The 26,204-nt window shown below is 72.9% G+C and carries 15 protein-coding genes and 17 pseudogenes; 21 read left to right on the top strand and 11 right to left on the bottom strand.

Annotated features, from left to right (window positions below):
* Window positions 1-1,894: 1,894 nt before the first annotated feature.
* Both FF86_RS17025 and FF86_RS34830 read right to left on the bottom strand, forming a co-directional pair.
* Complete coding sequence (locus tag FF86_RS17025; RefSeq protein ID WP_044885714.1) at window positions 1,895-2,680, bottom strand: enoyl-CoA hydratase/isomerase family protein; 786 nt, start codon at window positions 2,678-2,680, stop codon at window positions 1,895-1,897.
* A 522-nt stretch (window positions 2,681-3,202) separates the two neighbouring features.
* The coding region (locus FF86_RS34830) for a hypothetical protein (RefSeq protein WP_206778969.1) at window positions 3,203-3,415 on the bottom strand (213 nt) is incomplete at its 3' end.
* A 39-nt stretch (window positions 3,416-3,454) separates the two neighbouring features.
* Between FF86_RS34830 and FF86_RS50670 the strand changes: the two are divergent.
* The 9 genes and pseudogenes from FF86_RS50670 to FF86_RS50635 all read left to right on the top strand — a co-directional run.
* A pseudogene (locus tag FF86_RS50670) lies at window positions 3,455-3,668 on the top strand (ABC transporter ATP-binding protein); the annotation flags it as partial.
* Between the two features lies 1 nt (window position 3,669).
* Window positions 3,670-3,973: pseudogene (locus tag FF86_RS50665) on the top strand (ABC transporter transmembrane domain-containing protein); the annotation flags it as partial.
* Between the two features lies 1 nt (window position 3,974).
* Window positions 3,975-4,352, top strand: a pseudogene (locus FF86_RS50660) (ABC transporter transmembrane domain-containing protein); the annotation flags it as partial.
* Between the two features lies 1 nt (window position 4,353).
* Window positions 4,354-4,562: pseudogene (locus FF86_RS62625) on the top strand (ABC transporter ATP-binding protein); the annotation flags it as partial.
* Between the two features lies 1 nt (window position 4,563).
* A pseudogene (locus tag FF86_RS62620) lies at window positions 4,564-4,672 on the top strand (ATP-binding cassette domain-containing protein); the annotation flags it as partial.
* 1 nt (window position 4,673) lies between these two features.
* On the top strand, window positions 4,674-5,461 hold a 788-nt coding region (locus FF86_RS50650; RefSeq protein ID WP_242418926.1), incomplete at its 5' end, for an ATP-binding cassette domain-containing protein.
* Between the two features lie 137 nt (window positions 5,462-5,598).
* Complete coding sequence (locus FF86_RS17015) at window positions 5,599-6,069, top strand: NUDIX hydrolase (protein WP_044885748.1); 471 nt, start codon at window positions 5,599-5,601, stop codon at window positions 6,067-6,069.
* A gap of 146 nt (window positions 6,070-6,215) precedes the next feature.
* Window positions 6,216-6,863 (top strand): annotated as a pseudogene (locus tag FF86_RS50645) (ABC transporter substrate-binding protein); the annotation flags it as partial.
* Window positions 6,864-6,905: 42 nt separating this feature from the next.
* A partial coding sequence (locus FF86_RS50635; protein WP_242418925.1) for an ABC transporter substrate-binding protein occupies window positions 6,906-7,487 on the top strand: 582 nt, incomplete at its 5' end.
* On the opposite strand, the gene FF86_RS17005 is transcribed toward FF86_RS50635, so the two are convergent.
* Entirely contained in the window at window positions 7,401-8,960 is a 1,560-nt protein-coding gene (locus tag FF86_RS17005) for an MFS transporter (protein WP_055867462.1), read from the bottom strand. The two genes, FF86_RS50635 and FF86_RS17005, sit on opposite strands and share 87 nt — an antisense overlap.
* A gap of 312 nt (window positions 8,961-9,272) precedes the next feature.
* The gene (locus tag FF86_RS17000; RefSeq protein ID WP_242418924.1) at window positions 9,273-9,764 is read right to left on the bottom strand and encodes a helix-turn-helix domain-containing protein; all 492 of its coding nucleotides are present in this window, start codon (window positions 9,762-9,764) and stop codon (window positions 9,273-9,275) included.
* Window positions 9,765-9,880: 116 nt separating this feature from the next.
* Between FF86_RS17000 and FF86_RS16995 the strand changes: the two genes are divergently transcribed.
* The 4 genes and pseudogenes from FF86_RS16995 (at window position 9,881) to FF86_RS16985 (ending at window position 12,920) form a co-directional block, all read left to right on the top strand.
* Window positions 9,881-10,510 (top strand): LUD domain-containing protein, encoded by a 630-nt coding sequence (locus FF86_RS16995; protein ID WP_044885746.1) that lies wholly within the window; start codon window positions 9,881-9,883, stop codon window positions 10,508-10,510.
* A gap of 91 nt (window positions 10,511-10,601) precedes the next feature.
* Window positions 10,602-11,134, top strand: a pseudogene (locus tag FF86_RS50630) (LLM class flavin-dependent oxidoreductase); the annotation flags it as partial.
* 1 nt (window position 11,135) lies between these two features.
* The coding region (locus FF86_RS62615; protein ID WP_255355823.1) for an LLM class flavin-dependent oxidoreductase at window positions 11,136-11,681 on the top strand (546 nt) is incomplete at its 5' end.
* A gap of 204 nt (window positions 11,682-11,885) precedes the next feature.
* Window positions 11,886-12,920, top strand: a complete 1,035-nt coding sequence (locus tag FF86_RS16985; protein ID WP_370657236.1) for a GntG family PLP-dependent aldolase — start codon at window positions 11,886-11,888, stop codon at window positions 12,918-12,920.
* 68 nt (window positions 12,921-12,988) lie between these two features.
* On the opposite strand, the gene FF86_RS16980 is transcribed toward FF86_RS16985, so the two are convergent.
* On the bottom strand, window positions 12,989-13,780 hold the full coding sequence (locus tag FF86_RS16980) for a VOC family protein (RefSeq protein WP_044885710.1): 792 nt from the start codon (window positions 13,778-13,780) through the stop codon (window positions 12,989-12,991).
* Window positions 13,781-14,081: 301 nt separating this feature from the next.
* Window positions 14,082-15,284: a CaiB/BaiF CoA-transferase family protein gene (locus tag FF86_RS16975; protein WP_044885709.1), complete on the bottom strand. Its 1,203-nt coding sequence runs from the start codon at window positions 15,282-15,284 to the stop codon at window positions 14,082-14,084.
* 179 nt (window positions 15,285-15,463) lie between these two features.
* Here FF86_RS16975 and FF86_RS50620 point away from each other — a divergent pair.
* Window positions 15,464-16,316: pseudogene (locus FF86_RS50620) on the top strand (AMP-binding protein); the annotation flags it as partial.
* A gap of 1 nt (window position 16,317) precedes the next feature.
* Window positions 16,318-17,347 (top strand): AMP-binding protein (locus FF86_RS50615; protein WP_242418923.1); only part of this gene is annotated, 1,030 nt, incomplete at its 5' end.
* Between the two features lie 50 nt (window positions 17,348-17,397).
* Here the strand turns inward: FF86_RS50615 and FF86_RS50610 are convergent.
* From FF86_RS50610 to FF86_RS66770, 4 pseudogenes are all read right to left on the bottom strand, one after another.
* Window positions 17,398-17,586, bottom strand: a pseudogene (locus FF86_RS50610) (glutamate decarboxylase); the annotation flags it as partial.
* A gap of 1 nt (window position 17,587) precedes the next feature.
* Window positions 17,588-18,580 (bottom strand): annotated as a pseudogene (locus FF86_RS16965) (glutamate decarboxylase); the annotation flags it as partial.
* Window position 18,581: 1 nt separating this feature from the next.
* A pseudogene (locus FF86_RS50605) lies at window positions 18,582-18,784 on the bottom strand (glutamate decarboxylase); the annotation flags it as partial.
* A gap of 106 nt (window positions 18,785-18,890) precedes the next feature.
* Window positions 18,891-20,950: pseudogene (locus tag FF86_RS66770) on the bottom strand (hypothetical protein); the annotation flags it as partial.
* A gap of 804 nt (window positions 20,951-21,754) precedes the next feature.
* Here FF86_RS66770 and FF86_RS62610 point away from each other — a divergent pair.
* The 6 genes and pseudogenes from FF86_RS62610 to FF86_RS50575 all read left to right on the top strand — a co-directional run.
* Window positions 21,755-21,909 (top strand): annotated as a pseudogene (locus tag FF86_RS62610) (hypothetical protein); the annotation flags it as partial.
* Between the two features lies 1 nt (window position 21,910).
* Window positions 21,911-21,972 (top strand): annotated as a pseudogene (locus tag FF86_RS50600) (hypothetical protein); the annotation flags it as partial.
* Between the two features lie 27 nt (window positions 21,973-21,999).
* Window positions 22,000-22,763: pseudogene (gene fxsT / locus FF86_RS50590) on the top strand (FxSxx-COOH system tetratricopeptide repeat protein); the annotation flags it as partial.
* Window position 22,764: 1 nt separating this feature from the next.
* Window positions 22,765-23,419 (top strand): annotated as a pseudogene (locus FF86_RS50585) (tetratricopeptide repeat protein); the annotation flags it as partial.
* Window position 23,420: 1 nt separating this feature from the next.
* Window positions 23,421-24,037, top strand: a pseudogene (locus FF86_RS50580) (tetratricopeptide repeat protein); the annotation flags it as partial.
* A gap of 1 nt (window position 24,038) precedes the next feature.
* The coding region (locus tag FF86_RS50575) for a tetratricopeptide repeat protein (RefSeq protein WP_242418922.1) at window positions 24,039-24,361 on the top strand (323 nt) is incomplete at its 5' end.
* On the opposite strand, the gene FF86_RS16950 is transcribed toward FF86_RS50575, so the two are convergent.
* On the bottom strand, window positions 24,356-26,203 hold the full coding sequence (locus FF86_RS16950; RefSeq protein ID WP_242418921.1) for an HEXXH motif domain-containing protein: 1,848 nt from the start codon (window positions 26,201-26,203) through the stop codon (window positions 24,356-24,358). The genes FF86_RS50575 and FF86_RS16950 overlap by 6 nt on opposite strands.
* Window position 26,204 lies beyond the last annotated feature (1 nt).

Here is a 26,204-nt window from a genome sequence, read left to right as displayed (position 1 = left end):
CAGGTAAACGGTATGCCGCCCCCGGCACCCCCTCACCCGAGTCGNCTGGCCGGTCGACCGCTGGGAGTAGACCTCGTCGGCCCGGGGATTCACGGGACGCCGACGACAGTCAGCCCACGTGGCCGCCGCGGACCTGGCCGTCGGCGTCACGCCAGGCGTACATGTTGCCGACGAGCGCGCCGGCGAACCGCGGGGTCGTGCTGGGAACATCGACTGCTCCGCCCCCGGCGCACGGATACCAGCGCTCGTCCTTGTACTGGGCATCGCCGGTTCCCTTGATGGTGAAGCCGGGCTTCGCCAGGGCGCCCGTGAAACACCACCCGGATGCCGGGGGCGGGTCGTCCAGCGGGCCGTTCGCGACGTCGAGCAGAATCGTCCGCTGCGGGGTCCGGACGGCGTAGCGGGTGTCGTCGACCCGCAGGATGTCCGGCGAGCCCGTCGCGGTGCCGAAGACGAGGCCCGGAACCGCCCCGGCCACCCACCGCCAGGTCGTCCGCCCGCTCTCGACCCCGAATCCCTCCACCGTGACCTGCACGCCCTCGACCGAGGAATCCTGCGCGCCGTACCGAACGGTGCCTGCGTACGTGCACCGGATCGGATTGCGGATGTCGGTGTCCAGGCCGCCGCAGTACGTCGTGGCCGTCGGCGCGACCCACAGTGTCTCGCCGGTCTGCGCGTCGAAGGCGGCGGTTGCCCACAGCCTGNCTGCGTCCCGGGTCAGCGGGGCGCCGGACCGGTCCGCAGCGAGCTGCTCGGGCGACGGGACGTAACCCAGCGACACGACGTAGAGGTCGTTGCTCAGGCCGACNTTCCAACCGTAGCCGGGGCTCACGTTCAGGCCTCGGAACAGGGTCGCGTAGGGCCGCCGCCAACGCTCGGCCCCGGCCTCGGTGTAGGCGATCAGGTCCCGTCCGTTGTCGTAGAGCCCGGCGCCGATGGAGCGGAAGTATCTCGGGTTCGGCGCGGTCTCGACCTCGACGGTGGACGCCGTCACGGTGGACGCCGTCACGATCGAGGCCGTCATGATCGTGGGCCTGGTCGGGGTCGCCGGATCGGGATGGTGGAGCGGGCGCTGGATCTGGCCGGGGCCCGCGAGGTTCGCGGGTTCCGCCGTGGAGTTGCGTGGCGCACCGGTGCGACCGTCCAGGATGATCGGACCCGACCCGTTGCCGGCTGGCACGCAGACGTCACCTTCCCCGCAGATCTCCGGCGCGGACGGCAGCTCGAGGCGCCCGTCGCCATAGGACCACAGTCGGCGGCCGGATCTGGCCTCCGCGGCGACCACGGACACGCCGCCCGCCGTCACCGTGCCGGCCGAGACCGGTTGCCCGGGTTCCATCCAGACGACGACCCTGCCGCCGGACAGCGTCATGGTGCGCAGCCCCACCCCCGGCGGCACCCGCGACGGGCTTGCCGGGGCCGTCCACCGCNGCCGGCCCGAGCCTGGATCGAGGCTCACCATCTCGAAGTCGCCCGCCGCTGTCAGCGCGTGGAAGACGACGGAGTCGTCGGCGGCGAGCGGCGACTCCACCGCGCGGATGCCGCTGCGCCACCGCCCGGCGACCTCTGTGGCGCCGTGCCACGACCCGTCCCCGGCGTCGGCGCTGGCTCCAGCGCCGGTCGTATCGGGAGCCTCGCCGAGGCCGGCACCGTTGGAGCAGGCGCCGAGGACGAGACCGGCCAGGCCGGCGGCGGCCGCGATCCGCCGCAGCCGGCGTCGCCGTTGCCCACGGGTGCGACCGGACGCTTCGACCTGCTCTCCGGCGCACCGCCGCAGGCTCTCCAAGGTGCGCTCCTCGCATCCGACCGCCCACCGGCGGTGATTTCGGGTGGAGAAGTCATATCAGGACGTGCGCGGAGCTGTATGGGCCGGACGGCCGCGGCGACGCTGCGGTCAGGTGAACTTCGGGGCGCGCTTCTCGACGAAGGCCGTGATGCCCTCCCGGCCGTCGCCGACCGCGCTGCGCGCGATCTCGCGCGCCTCCAGCTCCATCTGCGTCTCCAGGCCGTTGGCGAACGTCTGCACCAGCAGGCGCTTGATGGCCCCGTGTGAGTCGGCCGGACCCGCCGCGATCCGCTGCGCCAGCGCCGTCGCCTCACCGGCGAGCTCCTCGGCCGGCACGACCCGGGTGACCAGCCCCCATTCGAGCGCCTCGGCGGCGGACAGCCGGCGGTTGAGGAACATGAACTCCTGCGTGCGGCGCAACCCCATCAACCGGGGCAGCGCGTAGGAGGAACTGCCGTCCGGGCTGAGCCCCACGTTGGTGTAGGCCATGGTGAAGGTGGCGGAGTCGGCCGCGAGGACCAGGTCGCCGGCGGCCACGATGCTGACCCCCGCACCCGCGGCGACGCCGTTGACGGCGACGATCAGCGGCGCGTTCATCCGCGTGAAGATCGACACGGCCCGGTGCAGGTCGTCGGCGAGCTTCTTGATTTCCACGCCGATGCGGTCGCCGTGGTCCGCCATCTCCTTCACGTCGCCGCCGGCGGTGAAGAAACGGCCGGTCGCGGTCAGCAGCACGGCCCGGACCGACGGGTCGCCGTCGCAGACGGCCGCCGCCCGCGCCAGCTCCGCGGCCATCTCCTGATTGACGCCGTTCGCGGCGTCGGGGCGGTCCAGGGTGATCCGGGCCACTCCGCCGTCACGCTCGAACTTCAGCGTCCGGAACTGCGGGCTCATCGGTGTCTCCGTTCCACGGGTCGAGCCTTCATGGGTTGCCTGCGTCCGCAGGTCCTGCCTTCACCGGAACTCGTGGGCACGCGGCCCACGGACGCCGGTCTCCGCCGGCCGCNCCGGACTTGTCCTGACAGACCTACCAGCAACCGACCCTCGCCGCCCGTCTCATGCCGGCCCGCCCGGACTCCGTCCGCTCCCTCCCCATCCCCGGTTCGGGCCACCCCCCTCGGGTCCCGTCCCCCCGGCGCCGCCGCGCAGGCTTTCCGACCTTCGCCGCCGCCTGCGCCGATCCTTCGCCGCCGATCGCCACCGCCGATCGCCACCGCCACCCCTCTCACGATCCGAAACCAATCGACCGCACACCGTGCGGATCTCGCGACACTCGGCATCAGAAATCCCACCCAGCGCAAACAGGGGCCCTCCATGAACACCGGATNGAAATCCTCTCGAAAATCATCGCTGTGATTTCCACCATCACAGCGAAGCCACAGGAACACCCAGGCAATCCACAGGAGAAATCCCCTNCGGCGCACTATCGTGGATTCCGGTCGGCAATACCGTCGACAAATCAGAAGGGAATTCGACAATGCCACTCAAGAAGATTCTTCCGCCGCCGCCGAAGCCGAAGAAGCACAAGAAGCCGCTGCCTCCTCCGCTGCCGAAGAAGCCGTTCCACGGGTAAGAACGATTCAGCGGTAAGAGCGATTCAGCGGTGACAGCTCGGGGTGCGGCGACCATGGTCGCCGCACCCCGGGTCCGCCGGGAAGGGCGGCACAGATGTCCGCGCGACACGCGGCGCGTACCGCGGCCGGCGCGGCCGCGGACGAAAGCGGAACCGCTGCGGCCCGCCGGGTGCTGCGGCGGCTGCTCCCGCTTGTCCGACCCGAGCGCGGCCTGCTCCTCGCGGCGACGGCACTGGTCCTGGCCAGCACGGCCGGCGAGACCGTGACAGTCTGGCTGTTCGGCCGGCTCACCGACTCCGCGCTCGTCCNGGCCTCGCCGCAGGCCTTCCTCATGCCGGCGGTCCTGTGGCTCGCCGTCGCCGTCGCCGGCGGCGCCTGCTCCTACGTGGGCCACTGCCTGCAGGCGAAGGCGTCGGGCCGGCTGCTGACCCGGCTGCGCGAGCTGATGCTCGACCGCCTGCACACCATGTCACCGGCCTTCTTCGCCGAGCGGCCGGCCGGTGATCTGATGACCCGGTTCGGTTCGGACGTCGACGCCGTCGACGAGCTCGCCGCCAGCGGGCTGGTGGGAGCGACCACGGCCGCCTGCGGCGCGGTGTGCTTCACCGCGGCCNCCTTCGTACTGCGCTGGGACCTGGCGCTGCTGGCCTGCGCCGCGGCACCGTTGTACTGGCTGCTCACCCGCCGGCTCGCGGGCCGGGTGCACGAGGTCGCGCAGGAGGAGCGGGCCGCCGAGGGCCGCATCGCCGCCGTGGTCGAGGAGAACATCACCGCCAACTCCCTCATCCAGACGCACGGGATGGCGAAGCACGAACGGCGGCGGCTGCGCCAGCACGGCATGGCCTGGTTCGAGGCCCGGCTGGTCGCCTACCGGATGGCGACGGCGAACGCCGTGCTGGCCACGCTGCTGGAGACGGTCTTCGTGCTGGCCGTGCTGTACATGGGCACCTGGGAGATCTCCGCGGGCCGGCTGACCGTCGGTGGCCTGCTGTNCTTCGCCGGCTTCCTCGGCTACCTGTACGGCCCGGTGCAGGAGCTCGGCGAACTCGTCGTGTCGGTCGGCACCGCGGTGAGCTCCGGCGAGCGGATCATCGAGCTGCTCGACCATCCCGCGGAGGTCGAGGATCACCCTGACGCCCGGCCGCTGCAGCGGGTGCGCGGGCACCTCCGCTTCGAACGGGTCAGCCTGGCCTACCCGGAGGNGACCCGCCCGACCCTCGACGACGTCTCGTTCACTCTGCGTCCCGGCGAGCTGTCCGTGCTCACCGGCCCCAGCGGCGTGGGGAAGTCGACGTTGACGAAACTCATGGTGNGGCTGCACGACCCGTCGGCGGGGCGCGTGCTGCTCGACGGGCAGGACCTGCGTGACATCACCCTGGCGTCGCTGCGCCGGGCGGTGACGGTGGTGGCCCAGGACAGCCAGCTCGTCGACGGCACGCTGTGGCAGAACCTCACCTGGAGCATCCCGGACGCCGACCCCGACCGGGTCGTCGCGGCCGCGCGCGCCGCCGGGGTGCACGGCTTCGCGCTCCGGCTGCCCGACGGCTACGAGACGCCGCTCGGTCAGAGCGGCCGACGACTGTCCGGGGGGCAGCGGCGACGGGTCGCGATCGCGCGGGCACTGCTGCGCGACTCGCCCGTCCTCATCCTCGACGAGCCGACCGCGGGGCTCGACGACGACGTCGCCGGGCTCGTGGTGCACTCCCTGCGCCGGCTCGCCGCCCGCCGGACCGTCCTGGTGATCACCCATGACACGCGCCTGGTGGCCCAGGCCGACGCGCTCATCGTGCTCGACCGGGGCGGGGTCCTCGACCGGGGCGGGGTCCTCGACCCGAGGGCCGGCCACAGGCCACGCGCGGGCAGCGGAGCCTGGGAACGGACGCATACCGGGGAGCCGCACACCGGGGAGGCCCGCACCGGGGAGGCCCACACCGGGAACGAGTCCTGCGAGCAGCCCGGCCGCCCGCTGCGGGACCGGACGCACACCACCGGCATCCGGATCGGAACTGTGCCGGCTACCTCCCCGGGCCGTTCCACCTCCCCGGGCCGTTCCACCTCCCCGGGCCGTTCCACCCGCCGGGCGACGCCGGCGCGGCGGTAACCCGAAGGCGGTAACCCGAAAGAGCCACCGGAAAAGGCCGTCGCACGCCGCTCGGGCAGGACTGCCGGCGACTTTCCGGCACGTCAGGTGCGGCGTTCGGGCCGGAGACCCGATCAACGAGCGGTAGCGTGCCGGCCATGACGGCGTTGCTCGACGACTACGTGGCCCGGTCGAGGAAGGCGGTGGCGGCCGGCTGTCTGCTGCTCGACGACGCCGGGCGGGTGCTGCTGGTGGAGCCGACGTACAAGCCGAACTGGGAGGTCCCCGGCGGGATCGCCGAGCCCGGCGAGTCCCCGCGGCAGACCGCGCAGCGCGAGCTGGGCGAGGAGCTCGGGCTCGACCTGCCGGTCGGGCGGCTGATCTGCGTCGACCACCTCGCCGCCACCCCGCGCCGGGCGGACGCGCTGCGGTTCCTGTTCGCCGTGGACGGTCCGCCGATCCCGGTGGACGCGCTCGTCCTGCAGGCCGCGGAGATCCGCTCGGCCCGGTACTGCACTCCCGCCGAGGTCGCCGAGCGGGCGGCGGCGCGCCTGTCCCGTCGGATCGCCGCGTGCCTGGCAGCCTCGCTCCTGCCCGTCTACCTGGAGGACGGCGCCCCTGCCGGGTGATCCGTCGACGGCCGACCCCCTTGACCGGATCTATCACCTGGATAACATAGCTCACCATGTGAGCTGGGTAACATACCCGGCTCTCGCCGCCGAGCCCTTCCGACGGGCCGAGTGGACGAGATGGAGGGGCTGTGGGCAGCACAGGTATGTGGGGGAGGCGTCCGCGCCGGGCACGGGTGGGAGCGGCGCTCCTGGCCGTCGGCCTGGGCCTGTTACCGGCCGCGTGCGGCAGCGACGGAGGCAGCGGGGGCGGCGGAGGCGCCGGGGGCGCGACCCCGGCGGCCGGGTCGACCGCGACGCTCCCCCCGGGCACGAAGGCGGCGGGTGCGCCGGTGAAGATCGGTTTCATCACCGCGGAGGGCGGCAGCGCGGTGTCCCTGCCCGAGGTCCGCGAGGGCGCCCAGGCGGCCACCGCCTACGCCAACGACTACCTCGGCGGCATCGGCGGGCGGCCCATCCAGCTCGTCGTCTGCAAGTCGCAGGAGGACGCGGCCTCCGCCCGCACCTGCGCCAACGAGATGGTCGAACAGAAGGTCACCGCCGTGAACATCGGCACCACGGCCTTCGCCGACTCGATGGTCCCGGTCATCACCGGCGCCAGGATCCCCTACACGACGGGCGTGGCGGCCAGCGGCACCGAGTTCGTCACCGACGGCGCCTTCTCCTGGACCGGTGGCTTCCCGGCGACGCTCGGCGTCATGGCGCAGACCGCCAAGGACAAGGGCTACAAGAGCGTCTCCCTGTTCGTCACGGACGCCCCCGCCGTGACCGCGGGCGCGAACGCATTGGGCAAGNCGGTGTTCGCCAAGGCCGGCGTCGGCCTCGACATCGTCCCNATCCCGCTCGGCACGCCGGATGCCACCTCCCAGGTCACCGCGGCGATCGGCAAGAAGCCCGGCGCCGTGATCCTCGTCGGGGAGGGGACCTTCTGCAGCACCGTGCTCAAGGGCCTGGTCGCGGTCAACGCCACCCAGCCGAAGTTCGTCATCCAGCCGTGCCTGTCGAAGACCGTCGAGGACGCCGCCCCCGGCGCGCTGGACGGCGCGACGCTGTTCACCCCGGGTGACACCGAGAGTGACAACGCCGAGTCCCGGCTCTACCGGACGGTGATGGGCAGGTACGCGCCGAAGACAGCCCTCGACGGCTACGCGGTGACCGGCTACCAGAACCTGCTGGGCCTCGTCCGCGCCCTCAAGGGCCTCACCGGAGACGTCACCCCCGCCTCCGTGACCAGCACGCTCAAGGCCGCCAAGGACGTCGTGCTACCGGCCGGCGACGGGCTGACGTTCACCTGCGACGGCACCGCCGTCCCGAGCCTGAAGGCGCTGTGTTCAACGGGCTCGGTCGTCGCCACGGTCAAGGGCACCAAGGCGACCGACTACCGGACCGCGGACTCGGCCAGCCTGTTCGGCGACTGATCCCGCACCCGTCATCCGTCCCGTCGGCGCCGAATCCGACGCCGCCCCCGGCACCCCCACCCGGCTGGTCCGCCCGGCTGCTGCGCTCGGACGCAGCAGCCGGGTGAGAGCAGCCACGGCGATGGCGACCCCGACCAGCACCCGCAGGCTCGCCGTGAACGCGCCCTCGGCCGACCCCGCGCCGAAGAACACCACGCCGATCACGGCGACCCCCAGCGCGCCGCCGGTCTGCTGCGCCATGGACAGCACCCCCGCCGCGGCGCCCGCATGGCGCGGGTCGATGCCCGCCAGCACCGTCGAGGACAGCGGGACGAGCACCAGGCCGATGCCGAGCCCGGTCACCGCGAGCCCGGGGACCATCGCGAGGGCGCTCGCCGCCGACGCGGTGACCACGAGCAGCGCGCAGCCGGCGGCGACGCCGAGGGCGCCCACCGCGAGGACCCGGTGACCAAGCCGGTCGCCGAGCGGCCCGGCCAGGAACATCGCCAGCATGTAGCCGGCGCCGACGGCGGCGAAGACGATCCCGGAGAACAGCGCACCGTAGCCGCGTCCCTGCTGGAGGTGGAGCGCGAGGACGAAGAAGAACGAACTCGGGATCAGGGCGAACCCCAGCGCGACGCACGTGCCGGCCGCGAAGGCGCGATGCCGGAACAGGCCGAGGTCGATCAGCGGCGCCCCGCCGCGGGCGGCGAGCCGGCGCTGGCGGGCGACGAACCCGCCGGCCACGACCGGCGCGGCGGCCAGGCAGCACCACACCCATCCCGGCCAGCCGTGTTCGCGCCCCTCCACCAGCGGCAGGACGAGCAGGGTCGCGGCCACGGTCACGAGCGCGACGCCGGCCAGGTCCAGCCGCGCCCGGGGGCCGCGCGACTCCGGCAGGACGCGCCGGGCGGCGGGCAGGGCGAGCAGGCCGACCGGCACGTTGATGAGGAACACGGCCCGCCAGCCCGAGCCGGCGAGGTCCGCCTCGATGAGCGCGCCGCCGATGAGCTGGCCGAGGACCCCGGCGATCCCCATCGCGAACCCGTAGGCCGCGAACGCCGGCCCCCGGCGCCGCCCGGCGTACAGGGTGCCGAGGATGGCCAGCACCTGCGGGGTGAGCAGCGCGCCGGCGGCGCCCTGCAGGAACCGGGCAACCACGAGCACCTCGGCGTTCGGAGCGAGGCCGCAGGCCGCCGACGTGAGGGTGAACAGCCCGAGCCCCACCAGGAACATCCGGCGTCGGCCGTAGAGATCGCCCAGCCGCCCGCCGGTGATCATTCCGACCGCGAAGGTGAGCCCGTAGCCGGCGACGACGAGCGACAGCGTCGCCGACCCGGCGGCCAGGTCCGTCTCGATCGACGGCAGCGCGACGTTGACGATGAAGAAGTCGAGGAAGGTGACGAACGTGCCGGCGAGCACCACGACCAGTGGCAGCCAGCCGGCCGTTTGCGCACCGTCGGTCCGCGGCGGAGCTTGCGTAAACGAGGTCACGGATCTCCCAGAGCAGCCGGCATCCCCACGGCGGCGCCGCCCACGCGAGCGGCCGGCCGATCGGTGCCGAGAACGGAATCGGATCGGTGGCGGCGAGGGAACCTCCCCGCCGCGCCGATCCTCCGGCCACCCGCACATCCCGTCGATGACGCGCGAGGTAATGCCGCACCGTCGGGCGGGACCTTGCGGGGCCGGGCGGCGGAAGGGGATGAGGAGGCCGAGGGGCCTCGGGTGCCTACCGCTCGGCGTCGGCCTGCCGGCCGCCGTCGACCAGCTCGAACGGCTGGCCCCGCTGCTGTCCGGCGCCTGAGGTCAACGCCCGTCGTACTCCCGGCGCGCGTCGTCGATCTGGTCCAGGTGTTCCAGGGCCCAGCTCATCAGCGCCCAGGCCGTGTCAAGCAGCGTCCGGCCGAGCTCGGTCAGCTCGTAGTCGACCCGCGGCGGGACGACCGGATGCACGGTCCGGCGGACCAGTCCGTCGCGTTCAAGCCCGCGCAGGGTCGAGGTCAGCATGCGTTGGCTGATGCCCGGCACGGCCCGCCGCAGCTCGGTGAACCGGTGGCTGCCCCGACCGAGCTCGCTGACCACCGCCAGCGTCCACTTGTCGCCGACCCGGTCGAGGATCTCGCGGACCCGGCACGTCGCATCGTCGCGGACCGCCAGGACCGCCGCCGCCCGCGTGTCGGCCGGCCCGCCGCCGTTCCGGCCGACCACACCGCCGTTCCGGCCGACCACACCGTCGTTCCGGCCATCCCCATCGCCGCTCGGGCCACCCTCGTCGCCGACGGCGGACTTCGCGCGCATGGTTACCTCCACGTCACCGAGGCAGAAAATAGTGCCGTCTTCCGAGGCACTCGATGGTTCCGCAGAATCGGTCCAGTTACCAGAAGGAACCATCAACCCGCATCGGAGTGACCACCATGACCACCCTGACACCCCCGCTCGACGAGGCGTTCGCGGTCCCGGCCGACGCGGCGCGGCTCGACCGGGCGGCCGCGAACCTCCGCGAGCGCGGCTATCTCGTCCACCTCGTGGACACCGCCGAGCAGGCCCGCCAACTCGTCCGGGAGCTGCTCCCTCGGGACGAGGAGATCTTCACCGCCGCCAGCGAGACGCTGCGCCTGTCCGGCATCGCGGCGGACATCGACGAGTCCGGCGAGTTCCGGTCGGTCCGGCGTGGCGCTCCGTCGCCGGGGGCCGACGTGGTCGCCCAGATCCGGCTCGGGGCCCTGCCCGACGTGGTCGTTGGCAGCGTGCACGCGATGACGGAGGATGGCCAGCTCGTCGTCGGCTCGGCCAGCGGCAGCCAGCTCGCGCCGTACGCCTCGGGCGCCCGCCGGGTGATCTGGGTGGTCGGGGCGCAGAAGGTGGTGCCGGACCTGGCGACCGGGATCCGCCGCGTCCATGCCTACAGCCTGCCCCGGGAGTGGCAGCGGTTGCGGGATCTCTACGGCCAGAGCTCGTTCATCGGCAAGATCCTCATCGTGGAACGGGAGGCCCTCCCGGAACGCGCCACCATCGTCCTGGTCCGCGAGACGCTGGGCTTCTGACCGTGTCGCCCGACGCGCGCGCCGGTGGCGAAGCGGCGTGAAATTCCTGGCCAGCACGCTGGCGGCGCGCGATAGCGGCCCCGCCGTGACGATGACGACGCCCGCCTCGACGACAGCGCGGTCCTCGCCGGCGGCGGAGTACGAGCGGGAGCGGCTGCGGGCTCTGGTCGACCTCGCGGCCTGGGCCGAGGGCGTGGGTTACGACGCGTTCGGCGTCGGCGAGCGGCACAATCCCGCGTTCCTGTCGTCCGCCCCCGCCGTCCTGCTCGCCCACATCGCCGCTCGGACCAGCCGGATCCGGCTGGTCACCACCGTCGCCGTGCTCTCCCTGGCCGACCCGGTCCGCGCCGCCGAGGAGTACGCCACCCTCGACCATCTCAGCGACGGGCGCCTCGACCTGATCATCGGCAAGGGCAACGATCCGGTCTCACCGGGCATGTTCGGCGTCGACGCCGCCGAGCTCTGGGATCGGCTGGCGGAGAACTACGAGCTGTTCCGCCGGCTGTGGCGGGAGGAGAACGTGACCTGGACAGGCCGCTTCCGCCCGCCGCTGCACGGGGCGACCACCCGCCCGCGGCCGTTGCAGCAGCCAGCGCCGCGCGTCTGGCACGGCTCGGCGTCCAGNGAGCGGTCGACCGACCTCGCCGCCCGCTGGGGCGACCCGTTGTACTCGGCGAACGGCTTCCGCCGCACCGACCACTACCTCGCGCTCGTCCAGCGCTACCGCGATCGGCTCGCCCACCACGGTCACGACCCGGCCGCCACGCCGCTCGCTCTCGGCGTGCACTCCCCGATCATCACGGACCGCTCGCAGGACGCCCTCGCGCTCGCCCGCCCCGCCTTCGCCGCGTTCCGCGACCTCCCGGTGGCCCGGCAGAACCACTTCCCGTTCGACTCGTTGGAGGACTTCATCGACAACGGCTCGGCCCTCGTCGGCACCGCCGACCAGATCACCGAAAAACTGCTCGACCTGCACCGGCGCTTCGGCAACCAGGTCCTCGGCGTCGGGGTGGAGGGCTTCTTCCTCACCGACCCCGCCACCACCCGCGCCCACCTGGAACGCTTCTTCGCCGAGGTCGCCCCCACCCTGCGCGCCGAGCTCCCCGCCCCCGTCTGGGCCCCCGATCCGCCGGAACGTCAGGGCCGCGGCGCCGCTCGACCTGCTCACTGATCAGCGGCCACGGCCTGCCCGCACCTGGCGGCCCCGCCCCCGCGAGACGGTGTGCATGGGCCACTACCATCGCCATCCGTGACCATCGACGCTTCCCCTGACGGCATCCCCACGGACGACGCGGCGGGCAGTGGCGACCGGATCGCCGCGGCGGCCTCACGGTCGGCGGGTCGACCTGCGGCCAGGCCGGCCGGGCCGGTCGATCTGCGCAGCGACACGGTGACCCGGCCGACTGCGGCGATGCGCCGGGCGATGGCGCAGGCCGAGGTCGGCGACGACCACTACGGCGAGGACCCGTCGGTGCGGGCCCTGGAGGGGTACGCCGCGGACCTGCTCGGCCACGATGCGGCCGTGTTCGTGCCGAGCGGGACCATGGCCAACTTCGTCGCCCTGCGCGCCAGCGCCCAGATCGGCACCGAGATCATCGCCGACACCGAGGCCCACATCGTGACCTACGAGATGGGTGGCCTGGCCGCGCTCGGCGGAATCCAGACGCGCACGCTGCCCGGCCTCGCCGACACCGCGGACCTGGCGGACGTCGCCGCGGCGATCCGCTCGCACAGCGTCGGCGGCAACTACAACATGATCCGCACAAGCGTGCTGGCCGTGGAGAACACCGCCGCCCGGGCCGGCGGGCGGGTCTGGGCGCCGGCCCGGCTGGACCAGTTCCGCGACCTCGCCACCGCCGCCGGCATCGCCCTGCACTGCGACGGCGCCCGGCTGTGGAACGCGGCCGTGGCCGGCGCCGTCGAACCACGCCGGCTCGCGGCGCCGTTCACGACCCTGTCCGTCTGCCTGTCCAAGGGGCTCGGCGCCCCGGTCGGGTCGCTGGTGATCTGCGACGCCGGTCGGGTCGACGAGGTCCGGAACTGGCGCCGGCGGCTCGGCGGGGCGATGCGCCAGTCCGGCGTGCTGGCCGCGGCGGGCCTGCACGCGCTGCACCACCACATCGAACGCCTCGCCGAGGATCACCGGCGGGCGGACGAGCTCGCCGCGCTGCTCGCCGACGCCGCGCCCGGTCACGTGGACCCCAAGCAGGTCGAGACCAACATGGTGCTCGTCAAGGTCGCCGACGCCGGGCGGTTCTCCCGCAGCGCAGCGGAGCAGGGCGTCCTGATCGGCGCGATCAGCCCGACCACCCTGCGGATCGTCACCCACCTCGACGTCGACGACGCGGGCATCCGCCACGCCGGCTCGGTCCTCGCCGGCCTGCTGCGCGCCGAGCCGGCCACCGCCTAGAACCGACCGGCCCCGGGGGACGCCGAACCCGGGAACCCAGCTCGCAGCGGGCCCAGCTCGGAACAGGCTCAGCTCGCCGCGGGCGTGGAGACGTTCGGCCCGACCAGCTTGAACACGGCGCCGGTGGGGTCGGCGGCCGCGGCGAGGCGGCCGTACGGGGTGTCCTCCGCCGGCAGGACGACCGAGCCGCCGAGCGCGGCGACCCGCTCCAGCGTCGCGTCCGTGTCCGCCGTGGCGAAGTACACCGACCAGTGCGCCGGCACGCCGTCCGGCAGGAAACCGCTCGCGTCCATGATCCCGGCGTGCGCGGCGTCGCCCGGCCCGTAGGTCGAGTAGCGGAACTCCGGGGTGTCGGCGGCGACGTGGACGTCCCAGCCGAAGACGTCGCGGTAGAAGGGGACCGCGGCGTTGTAGTCCCGGGTCAGCAGCTCGAACCAGGCCGGCGCGCCCGGCTCGGCGGTGACGCCGAAGCCGGTGTGCAGGCCGGGCTGCCACAGGCCGACGGCCGCGCCGCCCGGGTCGGTCACCACGGCCATGACACCGAGGTCGGCCACGGCCATCGACCCGACGATCACTCCGCCCCCGTGCTCGGTCGCGGCGGTGACGGTCTTCTCCGCGTCGGGCGTGGACAGGTAGATCGACCAGCCGTCGGGGGCGTCCATCCCCGGCTGCTTGGGCATGAGACCGCCGACGCGGACGCCGTCCTTCGTGAGGTTGGTGTAGCCGCCGAACTCGGCGGCGGGCTCCTCGGCCCCCCAACCGAACAGCTCGCCGTAGAACGCCTTGGCGCCGGCGGCGTCGGAGGTCATCAGGTCGACCCAACAGGGGGCGCCGGCCGGGATGGTGTCTCGCGTGGGCATGGTGACTCCTTCGAGTGCTGCGAACCGTGCCACCACCCTGGACCCCACCACCGACAGTTTTTCGTCGTCGCCTGGCGGGACGCCATCCGGAGGCCACGACGGAGACACGATGCGGACCCGGGACGGACTTGCCGACCCGGACGGCACCGGTGGCACGGAACGCCTGTGACCTGGGCGTACCCACGCCCGGATCGGCGCATCCCGGCATGGGCCACGCGGCACCGATCGCCGGTGGNGGCCGCCGATCACGTCCCGGCACGCAGGATTCCGCGCTGAGGATTCGACGCTGAGGATTCCGCGCTCAGGGCTCGGCGATGACCTTGTCGTCGAGCAGGCGGAGGATCTCCGTCTCGCCGTAGCCGAGTTCGGTGAGGACCTCGCGGGAGTGCTGGCCCAGGGTCGGTCCCGGGCGCCGGGCCGACGGCAGTTCGTCGTCGAACTGCACCGGAGCGGCCGCGAGCCGGACGTCGGGATGCTCGGGGTGCTGCATGAGGTAGCCGTTCTCGACCACCGCCGGATCGGCGACGACCTCCATCGGGGTCGCGAAGAACGAGAAGATGCAGCCCTGGGCGCGCAGCTTCGCCTCCAGCTCGGCGTGGTCGAGCGTGGTGATGACCGCGTTGATCCGCTCATGGATCACCGGCCAGCCGGCCCGGCGCGCGGCCGGGTCGGGGTAACGGGTGACGAGATCGTCCAGGCCGAGCGCCCGGCAGGCCTGCTCCCAGTAGCGAGCCTCGTCGATCATCATCAGGGACACCCACCGGCCGTCGACCGTCCGGTACTGGCGCACGAGCGGCGACACCTGCTCGTCGGCCGCCATCGGCATCTGCTCGCCGGCCAGGGTGGTGTAGGCCAGGTCGGGCCCGAGTGTCCACGCCGCCGAGCCGAGCAGGGAGGTGTCGACCACGATGCCCTTACCGGTCCGCCCCACGTGGACGAGCCCGGCGCAGATGCCGCCGGCCAGGAACATTCCGCTGGGGCCGTCGCCGAGGGCCGGGCGCTGCCTGGTCGGACGCGTCGCGTCCGCGTCGGTCAGGACGTGGGCCACGCCCCCGCGCGCCCAGTACGAGACCCCGTCGAAACCGCCGGCCTCGGCGTCGGGTCCGCGCTGCCCCTGGCCGTGCCCACGCGCGTACACGATGGTCGGGTTGAGCGCGAAGACGTCGGCCGGCTCCGTGCGCAGCTTGCGCCGGACCCGGGGAAGCTGGTTGGTGATGTACACCTCGGCCCAGCGCACGAGTTTCTCGAAGATCTCGCGGCCCGCGGGCTGCTCGACGTCTAACGCGATGCCGCGCTTGTTGCGGTTGAACAGCTCGAACTGGAAGTCGTAGCCGTCCTTCGTGGCCACCAGGCCGCTGGCGATGATCCGGCGCATGGCGTCGCCGGCCAGCCGCTCGATCTTGACCACGTCGGCGCCGAAGTCGCCCAGCGCCGCGGCGGCCGACGGCACGAAGCCGTGCTCGGAGAAGTCGAGGACCCGGACGCCCTCCAACGGTCTGGTCATGGCTGCTCTCCCTGTCTCGATGCACTTTGGCGCGGAACGTAACACCACGGCCCGGGTCGAAGTCGTGGTCAGCGGCGTCAGGCCAGACCGCGGTGACCCGTCCGGTGGTGCCACGCACGGCAGCGCTCGGGGGGCGGGAATGCGCCCCGGCGGTCGCCGGGCGCGGGAGGATGACGGCTATGGGCGCATACCAGCGGGAGTACGAACGGGCCGCGAACGATCCCGAGGAATTCTGGGCGGCCGCCGCTCAGGCCCTCGACTGGACCCGGCCGCCGCGGCGGATACTCGACGCCGACCAGGCGCCGTTCACCCGCTGGTTCCCCGACGCCGCGCTCAACACCTGCGCCAACGCCCTCGACCGGCACGTCGCCGCCGGTCGGGGCGACGCGCTCGCGCTGATCTACGACTCGCCGGTCACCGGCACGGTCCGCCGCTTCACCTTCGCCGAGCTGACCGACGAGGTGGCGCGCGCCGCCGGGGCACTGGCCGCGCTCGGGGTCGGCCGCGGCGACCGGGTCATCATCTACCTGCCCATGATCCCCGCGGCGGTGGTGAGCATGCTCGCCTGCGCCCGTCTCGGCGCGGTGCACTCCGTGGTGTTCGGCGGGTTCGCCGCGGCCGAACTCGCCGCCCGGATGGACGACGCCCGGGCGAAGGTCGTCGTCAGCGCCTCCTGCGGCATCGAGCCGACGCGGCTGGTCCCGTACAAGCCGATCCTCGACGAGGCGATCGCGCTGGCCGCGCATGCTCCCGCCGCGACCCTCATCGTCCAGCGGGACCGGCAGCGCTGCTCGATGATCGCCGGCCGGGACCATGACTGGGACGCCGCGCTGGCCGCGGCCGCGCCGCTGTCACCGGTGCCGGTCGCCGCCACCGACCCGCTCTACATCCTCTACACGTCGGGCACCACCGGCCGGCCGAAGGGGATCGTGCGCGACAACGGCGGCCACGCCGTCGCCCTGACCTGGTCGATGGGCAACATCTACGGGATCCGGGCGGGGGACGTCATGTGGGCGGCCTCCGACGTGGGCTNGGCGGTCGGGCACTCGTACACGGTCTACGCCCCGTTGCTCGCCGGCGCGACGACCGTGCTCTACGAGGGCAAGCCGGTGGGCACGCCGGACGCCGGCGCCTTCTGGCGGGTGGTCACCGAGCACGGGGTGAACGTGCTGTTCACCGCGCCGACGGCGATCCGGGCGATCAAGAAAGAGGACCCGGCGGGCGCCCTGGTACGCGAGTACGACCGCTCGTCGCTGCGCGCGCTGTTCCTGGCCGGCGAGCGCCTCGACCCGGCCACCTACGACTGGGCCGTCACCACCCTGGGCATCCCGGTGGTCGACAACTACTGGCAGACCGAAACGGGTTGGCCCATCTGCGCAAATCCGATCGGTCTGGAGTCGCTGCCCGCCCGTGCGGGCTCCCCCACCGTGCCGATGCCGGGCTACGACGTGCGAGTGCTGGACCCGGCGGGCCAACCCGTCCCCACCGGCACGGAGGGCGCGATCTGCCTGCGCCTGCCGCTGCCGCCCGGCGCTCTGCCGACCCTGTGGGAGGACGACGACCGGTACGCCGCGTCCTACCTGTCCGCCTTCGACGGGTACTACCTGACCGGCGACGGCGGCTACCTCGACGCCGATGGGTACCTGTTCGTGCTGGGCCGCACCGACGACGTGATCAACGTGGCCGGGCACCGGCTGTCCACCGGGTCGATGGAGGCCGTCCTCGCCGCCCACCCGGCCGTGGCCGAGTGTGCCGTCGTCGGCGTCGCGGACGCGTTGAAGGGCCAGGTACCGCGCGGGCTGGTGGTGGTGAAGACCGGCGTCGAGATCGGGCCGGACACGCTCGCCGCGGAACTCGTCGCCCGCGTCCGCGCGGAGATCGGGCCGGTGGCGGCGTTCCAGCGGGTCGACGTGGTGGCGGCCCTGCCCAAGACCCGGTCCGGCAAGATCCTTCGCCGGACCATGCGCGAGATCGCCGACGGCCGCTCCCCCGCCGTCCCGCCGACCATCGAGGACGCCACCGTCCTCGACGCGCTGCGCCCGGTCCTCACCGCCTCCCACTGACCCCGACCCCGCCCGGCGAGCCGGGCGGGGTCAGTGGTGGAAGGACGCCNCCTCGCCGTCCGGTGGGGGCGGCGGGAGGCGCCGCGCGGCGCCGGACAGCCTGTCCACGACCCGGCGCAGGTCGGCGACGAGCAGCCCGGCGAGATCGCGGCTGAACTCGTGACGCACCACGATCCGCAGCACGGCGAGGTCGGTCAGGTCCGGCGGGAACCGGTAGGCGGGCACCAACCAGCCGCGGGNGCGCAGCAGCTCGGAGACGTCAAAGACGGTGTAGTCGGTGATCTCGTCGCGCAGCCGGAACGCGAACGCGGGGATCCCGCTGCCGTCCGAGACGAGTTCGAAGGGACCCATCCGGGCCACCTCGTCGGCGAGCCAGCGGGCATTGTCCCGGCACGCCTGGGCCACCCGGCGGTAGCCGGCGAAGCCCAACTGGAGCAGCGTGTAGTACTGCGCGACGACCTGAGCCCCCGGGCGGGAGAAGTTCAGCGAGAACGTCGGCATCTTCCCGCCGAGGTAGTCCACCTCGAACACGAGCTCGTCCGGCAGGTGGGCGCGGTCGCGCCACACCACCCAGCCGACCCCCGGGTAGACCAGCCCGTACTTGTGCCCCGACGCGTTGATCGACACGACCCGGTCGAGCTGGAAGTCCCAGACCAGTTCGGGGTCGCAGAACGGGGCGATGAACCCTCCGGACGCGCCGTCGACGTGCACCGGCACGTCCGGGCCACCTCCGGCGGCCAGGCGGTCGAGCCCGGCGGCGATCTCGGCGACCGGCTCGTAGCTGCCGTCGAACGTCGAGCCGAGGATCGCCACGACGCCGATCGTGTTCTCGTCGCAGCGCGCGGCGGCCTCGTCGGCGGTCAGGTGCGTGCGGCCCGGCGCCATCGGAACCAGGCGTGGTTCCACGTCCCAGTAGCGGGCGAACTTGTCCCAGCACACCTGGACGTTGACGCCCATGACGAGGTTGGGCCGGTCGGCCGGGGCACCCGCCGTCCGCCGCCGGGCCCGCCAGCGCCGCAGCAGCGCCAGGCCGGCGAGCATGCCCGCCTCGGAGGAGCCGGTGGTCGAGCAGCCGACCGCATGCTCCGAGTCGGGGGCGTGCCACAGGTCCGCGAGGATGTTGACGCAACGCTTTTCCAGCTCCGCCGTCTGCGGGTACTCGTCCTTGTCGATCATGTTCTTCGGCGCGCACTCGGCCATCAGCCGATCGGCCTGGGGGTCCATCCAGGTGGTNACGAACGTCGCCAGGTTCAGCCGCGCGTTGCCGTCGAGCATCAGCTCGTCATGGACGATCTGATAGGCGGTCTCGGGCGAGATCGACTCCCGCGGGATCCGGAACCGCGGGACGGCGACGTCCTCCCCCGACCGGACCAGCTGCGGCCGCACGTCGACCGTCTGCTCCGCCTGCGACCCACTCGCCTTCCCGTGCAGCGCCATCCAGGTCCACCTCCCGTCACCTGCCGCCGACGTCTCCGTCTACACGCTCCCGGTAAACACCCGACCGCCCGGCGCCCGACCGCCCGACACCCGGGAAGCCGGTCGGTCAGGCCATCGCTCCCGGGCGGCGCAGCATCCGGTGAACCTGCTCCCGCTGGTGGGCGAGCAACGCCGGCGCGCGCGCCTGCAGAGCCCGCTCGAGGAGGTCGGCCGCCCGCGAGTCGTCTCCGATGGTCTGGAGCACACCCGCCGCACGCCAGAGGACCGGCCCGCTGTCCGGGGCGTCGTCGAGCACCGCCGACGTCTCCGTGGCCGCGGTGGCCGAGCGTCCGAGCCGCGCCAGCGCCAGCGCACGAGCGGCCCGGGTCTCGGCGGAGTCCCCAGCACCGGCAGGGCCTGCGAGGTCGGCGGTGTCGGCGGTGTCCGGGCCGCCCGGGCCCAGCCGGACCGCTCGGTCGAGGTCGTCCAGGGCCGCCGCGTCGTCCCCCAGCTCGACCCGTAGCTGACCGCGCCCAGCCAGGGCCGCCGGCGTCAGCGGCGCGATGGTCAGCACCGTCGAGAAGATCGCGGCGGCGGCCCAGCGCTGGCCCGAGTACCACAGGGCCCGAGCAAGATCGATCTGCACGTCGAGTTCGGCCGGCAGCCGGGCCGACGCCGACTGAAGATCCTCGACCGCGGAGCCGAGCCGCCCGGCCCGCAGCAGCAGCCGCCCGGCCGCGGCCAGCGCCCGGCCCGACGATTCGGCGTCCGGCAGCGACTCGTAGAGCTGCGCGGCCTCCCGGTAGCCGCGCTCGGCCTGCTCGATCCGCCCCTGGGCCTCGTCGAGATCGGCGCGCAGCATCACTGCCTGTGCCCGGATGCGCGGATCCTCGGCGTCGCGCCGCAGCACCTCGTCGGCATGTACCCGGGCGGCCGCAAGATCGCCGTCCGCGAGGCTGATCAGGGCCGCCTGAAGGTAGTCGATCGCACCGATCTCCGCCGCCGGCGCGTCGGCCGCCGGCCAGTCCGGCACCGCTGCCTGCAGCGGGGGGATGAGCCGGTCGTCGAAGAGCTCGAACCGGCGGGAGCCCGAACGCCACTCGCTGGCCAGGACGTACCGCTCGGCCAGCGCCGCCAGCAGCGCGTTGGGCATCCCGGCGGTCGCGACGAGGCCCTCGTCGACCGTCGCCCGACGCCCGCGTTCGGTGACGAAGGTACGGATCAGCCACCGGCGCACGTCCCCGGCGTCGAGGTGGTGCCGCCCCGCCTCCGTCACGATGACCTGCGTGAGGTGGGCCCCCAGGACCGCGTCGACCCGAGCGGCGGATTCCATGAGGTCCGGCCCGAGCGAGGCGCCGCGGTCGGCCGTGTCCCGCCACAGCGACGCGGCCACGAGCTGGAGGTAGGCCGGCGGGACGGCGTCCGCGGTCAGGACCGACACGGTTCCGGCGGCGTCCACCACCCGGCTGTTGAGGAGTTCGTCGATACAGGCCGCCACGACCTCCGGCGGCAGCGGCCGACCGGCCCGCCGCATCGGCTCGGCGCACGCGGCGATCGCGGAGTGCCGGTCCAGCCCCCCGACCCGGACTCCGGCGGCATCCTCGCCGCCGGCGAGCGTCGTCTCGTAGGGGGCGAGACGGGACCGGGCATTGTGCCGGATCACCAGGAGCAGGCGCAGGTTGGGCAGCGCCGCGACCGCCTCGCCCAGCAGCGTGATGAACTGCTCCCGCAACGGATCAAGGTAGGGGGTGCACGGCGCGAAGAAATCCTCGAACTGATCCACCGCAGCGAGGATCGGCCGGTCCGGGTCGGCGGGCCGCCGACGGCCCTGCAGGCTCGGCCCATCTCCGCCCAGCCGGTCGCGCAGGGCGGGCGGCAGCGTCGACGTCCCCCGCGGGCCGGACCAGGTCCGCAACAACGTCTCGGCGAACGGGTTGGCCACCCGGCCGAGCGAGGGAACACCGGCGCCGGTGGCGCCCGGCAGCGGGGTGATCCGACCCACCGGCAGCACGTGGGCGACCTCCGGCGAAAGGTGTGGAAGCACTCCCGCCCGCAACAGCGAGCTTTTTCCCACGCCTGGTGGTCCGTACACGACCACCAGGCGGTTCTCAAGCCATTTCGCCAACAGGGCGTGGGCGGCGGCGGTCCGCCCGAAGAACCGGGCGGAGTCGATCTCCGTGAAAGGCCNCAGACCGGGAAACGGCGAGGCGCCCGGGACAACCGTCATCGCGCGACTCGTCCACTACAGCGCCGGGAGCTGCGCGCCTCGTTCGGCCGGGACGACGCACTGCACACAGAAGATTCGGCCGGCAGCCATGAACTCCGCCCGGCCCTGGCAGCTCCGCCCAGCAAAGGGCGAACCGTCCCCGCGACGAGCTCGCCCGAGAAAATCGCATTTACGCCGCCCGCNGCGACCGCTTCAGTAGCCAATGTGGTAGAGCCCCTCGCTGCCAACCCGGTGACCTCGGTGAATACTATCCGACCCCGGATCGGCGGCGGTGGACAACGGCCCGGTGGACCACACCGGCCATATTCGCCGCCTGCCGGGAATAGGGCCCTCCGGCGCGGGCACCCGCGCTGTGGCGGCCTGGGCTGCGGCCAGGCTGACACCGCGGCGACCAGGGCCGCCGCCGCGGCAGTCGCCCCCGGGGCTCCGCATCCGCCCGCTTCGACGTTCACCCCCCGGACACTCACCCCGAACACTCACCCCAGGCACACACCCTGGACATCGCTCAGACAGCGCAGCCAGCATCGCCAGGGCGGCTCCCGCCGCAACGCACACCGGCAGCCGGCCCTTGACCTGGACTTTCCCCAGTCGTCCAGATGTCGCCTGGCAAGAACCGGACAACCGTCTTTTTCATCACTATATGGTAGAAAAGTTCGGGGAGTGCGCGGAGCGACACGCAGCCCGGCCAGGGGTGCCCGCCCAGCCCCTTCCAGAGGTAAGATCCAGGCGCTCGGTAAGCTGAAGATTGTTTGTATGGGCGAGGTATGACGTCGACAAACGAACCACCTCGCGTCGAACAACGCGGGGGAATGGTGGATTCGGTGGTGAAGTCGGTTCCGGTGCAGGACACCGGTCGGCGAGTGCCGGCCGTGTGGGGCAACGTGCCGCAACGGAACAAGAACTTCACCGGCCGGGAAGGNCTGCTCGCCGATCTGCGCGCCCGCATCACCTCGGACACACGCGACGTCACCGCGGTCCTGCCNCACGCGCTACAGGGGCTCGGCGGGGNGGGCAAGACCCATCTGGCGATCGAGTACGCCCACCGTTTCCAGACCGACTACGACCTCGTGTGGTGGGTGCCCGCCGACCAGCCCTCGCTGGTCCGGTCCACCCTCGCCACCCTCGCACCCCGGTTGGGGCTGGCGGACACCGCCCCGTTGCGGGTCGACGACGCCGTCACCCAGGTGCTGGACGCGCTGCGCCGCGGGGAACCCTACCGCCGCTGGCTGCTGATCTTCGACAACGCTGAGCAGCCAGAACTGATCCGTCCCAGCATTCCGCACGGTCCAGGCCATGTCATCGTGACCTCGCGCAACCGGAGTTGGCTCAGTCACGTCGACACGCTCGAGGTGAACGTCTTCGACCGCCGGGAAAGCCTGGAGTTCCTCACCCGCCGGGTTGAGGGTATTTCACGAGCCGACGCCGACGAACTCGCCGACGCGCTCGGTGACCTGCCACTCGCCCTGGAGCAGGCGGGCGCCCTGCAGGCCGAGACGGGCATGGGCGCCCAGGAGTACCTGGAGCTGCTGCGCGAGGCCGGCGGCCGGCTGCTCGCCGAGAACGCGCCCGCCGACTACTCCCGGCCGGTCGCCGCGGCCTGGAGTCTGTCGGTGAGCAAGTTGCAGGAGCAGGCGCCGTTCGCCCTGGAGCTGCTCCGCCGCTGCGCGTTCTTCAGCCCGGAACCGATCTCGTTGGAGATCCTCGACCGCGGCAAGTACATCCTGAAGTCCGAGTTCGGCGTTGCCATGCAGGATCGGCTGGTCGTCAGCCGCGNGATCCGGGAGCTCGGCCGCTACGCCCTGGCCCGCCTCGACACCACCAACAAGACGCTGCAGGTCCACCGGCTCGTCCAGAAGCTCATCCGCGACGATCTGCCGGCCGAGGACCAGCGTCGGGTGCGCGACGAGGTGCACCAGCTGCTCATCGGGGCGGACCCGGGCGAGGCGGAGGAGGACAACTGGCCGCTGTTCAGCCGGCTGCTGCCGCACATCGTGCCCTCCGAGGTCTACCGGGCCCCGCAGCCGCCGGCGCGTCAGCTGATCGAACACGTCGTGCGGTACCTCTACCAGATCGGTGACTTCTCCACCGGCCTCGTCGAGGCGGATCGGGCGCTGGCCGGCTGGGTCACCGACTCCGGCGATCGTGATCCCGACGTCCTTATCCTGCAGGGGATCAAGGCCGACATCCTGTGGGCACTCGGCCGGTATCGCGAGGCCTACGAGCTGCGGCGCCCCACCCTGGAGGCGATCACGGACGTGCTCGGGGCGGAGCACGAGGAGACGCTGCTCGTCCTGAACGGTTACGGTGCGGACCTGCGTTCCCTCGGCGAGTTCCAGGCCGCCCGCGAGCTCGACGAGGACTCCCTCGCCCGGCACCGGGCGGTCTTCGGCGAGGAACACCAGGCCACCCTGTTCGCCGCCAACAACCTCNCCGTCGACTACACCCTCACCAGCTCGTATGTCCGGGCCCTCGAAGCAGATCAGCGCAACCTCGCCGACCGGCGCGCCGCGTACACCCGCGACGACGCGGTGTGGGTGGTGTTCTCCATGGCAGCCCTCGCCCGCGATCTCCGCCATGCCGGGCAGTACCTGGAGGCCCGGGAGCTGGCCGAGCAGGCGTACCTGATCTACCTCGACCTGGTGCAGCGTCGGATCCTGCCGGCCGGGCACTGGCACGTGCTCCAGCACGCCAAGGAGCTCTCGGTTGCGCGCCGCAAGGCCGGAGACTTCGCCGCCGCGCTGGAGTTGGCACGGGAGGTGCACGCCCGGTACACCAACAGCCCGCAGTACGGCTCCGAGCACCCGGACACCCTCGCCGCCGGGATCAACCTCGGCAACGCGCAGCGAGTGGCGGGCGATCCGGACGAGGCGACCGTCCGGATCGAGAAGACCGTCCGTCGCTACCGCGACGTGCTCGGCCCCGACCATCCCTACACCTACGGCTGCGGCCTGAACCTCGCCCTCGTCCACCGGCAGCTCGGCCGGATCGAGGAGGCCGAGACCCTGCTGGCCGAGTCGCTCGCTGGTCTGGAGGCCAGGCTGGGCGCCNACCACCACTTCACCCTGACCTGTGTGGCGAACCTGGCGACGGCACGTTCCGCGCTGGGGCGGACCGACGAGGCGGTGAAGATGGGAGAGGCGGCCCTCCCCCGGTTCCGGGAACTCCTCGGTCGTGATCATCCGCACACGCTCGTCTGCGCGACCAACGTCGCGCTGGACCTCGCCACCGTCGGCCGGACGGAGGAGGGCCAGGCCCTCACCGAGGACACGGTGCGCCGCTACCGGCGGGTCCTCGGTGAAGAGCATCCGGACGTGCGGGCCGGCCTGCGCGGCGAGCGGCTGGACTTCGACTTCGAGCCGCCGCCGCTATAACCCCGTTCCCCCAGGGGTCCCGTCGGGGGCCGGCTCGGGTAGCCAGGCCGCGAGATCATCCGGGTCGACGCGGTCCCCGCTCAGCTCCTCGACCCCCCGGTGCACCGCGCGGACGAGCTCGGGGTGGGCGATGAGCACCCGGCTGCCGTGTCGGCCGGTCTCCCGGCGGCACAGCGCGAGACCGGCCCAGGCCCCGAGGTGATCCGGATCGTCGGCGATCTGCTGCTTGTAGGCGGCCGCGGCGGCCGGGAAGTCGCCGCAGGCATACGCCCGATCGGCCAACGAGAAGTTCTCCTCGAGCACACCGGGAACGCCCTCACGCACGGCTGCGAAGAGCTTCGGCTCATGCAGCCGGAGATGCGCCAGACTGAGCCGGGTGCTGTCGACCAGGCCGCGGTTGCCGGCCCGGATGCTTGTGGGCACCCGCATCCCGGTCGGCGCCGGGCGGCCGGCGGCCCAGGCCCGGACGAGGGCCGCCACCCGGTCGGCGGCGGGTTCGGCGTTGCGCAGCCGCCAGGCCGTCCAGGTGTCGGCGCTGATCCGCCGGGCCAGCATCCGCGGCTCCGCTGGCACCGCGGCCTGCCGGTGGCGCCAGACCACCGTCCGCATGCCGTCGAGGAAACGCAGTCCAGGCGGGGTCAGCGCACCGGACAGTCGGATCGCGACGAGGACCCGCCACACCTCCTCCCGCCACCGGGCGAACTCGAAATGCGCGTAGGCCGGCTCGGGGAGCACCCGCCGCTGGAAGTCCCAGAATCCGGTGAGGCCGAGGTAGGCGTAGGCACCCTGGAGGAGGCCGGGCAGGGGGCGGGGATCGGCGCGCCAGGGCGCGTAGAGCAGCCGTCCCTCGACGGGCTCGACCAGGGTGACGAGATCGAGCAGTGCGGACAGCTTGTTGTGCTGAAACTCGTGGACGAGGGCGGCCGCGCACGACAGGCCGTCCTTGGGCAGCGTCATCGCGACCGCCCCGAACGCCTCGCCGACGGAGGCGCTGAGCTCGGTCGCGCCGCTCGTCGGCCGCAACGGGAAGACCGTCGTGAGCCCGGCGGCGATCGCCCGCGCCGCGCGTGGGTCGCACCGGCACAGGATCCGCCAGCCCTCGGCAAGCCGCTGGCGCCACAGGTCGAGCGCCTCCGGGACGATCTCGGACGTCATGGGCAGGTCGAGCAGCAGGCGGGCGGGATCGACGAAGTCCAGGCGCAGCTCGATCCGCTCGCCCGCCGCCTGCGCGTCGAGAGTGGGAATCGGCTCCCAGTCGGAACCGGCGTCGCGGATCAGGTTGCGCTCGGCCGCCCCCGCTGCCCGGGCGATCAGGACCGGGTGCTCCTGCGGTGAGCCGGCTGTGCGCAACGTCAGTGTGCCACCGGCGGTCCGCGCCTGGGCCCAGCCGGAAGACGCGCCACGGTAACGGCCAAGGGTGGGCAGAACCAGCTCGTCGTCTCGGATCAGTACCGGGACCTCGGCCTCCAGCCCGGCCCGCAGGGCCGCGGCGACGGCCAGCGCACCGAGCCCGGCCAGATCGTCCTCGAGCGGGATGGGTGAGGACACGGCGCCGCGCATCCGCCGCAGGCAGTGCATCGCCCACAGCCCGAAGCCCGGCGAGAGCAACAGCTCGTCCACCATGTCCGGCGCGGCGCGCTGCGCGGCGACAAGCACCTCGAAGCTGCGTGCGAGCCGGCCGCCGGCCGTCGGCGCCAGGCGGGCGGCGTCGTCCATGACCGCACGCAGAGTCAACAGCCGCTTGCTGAGCTGCGTCGCCCGGAGGCGGTGGACAACCTCCGCCCCGCCGCCCCCCACCGCCAGCTCATCGAAATCAGCGGCGGCCAGCCGATGAAGTTTCACG

The organism is Frankia sp. CpI1-P (assembly GCF_001421075.1).
GTDB lineage: Bacteria > Actinomycetota > Actinomycetes > Frankiales > Frankiaceae > Frankia > Frankia torreyi.
The sequence above is the reverse complement of the archived record's forward strand: the minus strand, read 5'-3'. Positions and strand labels throughout refer to the sequence as shown.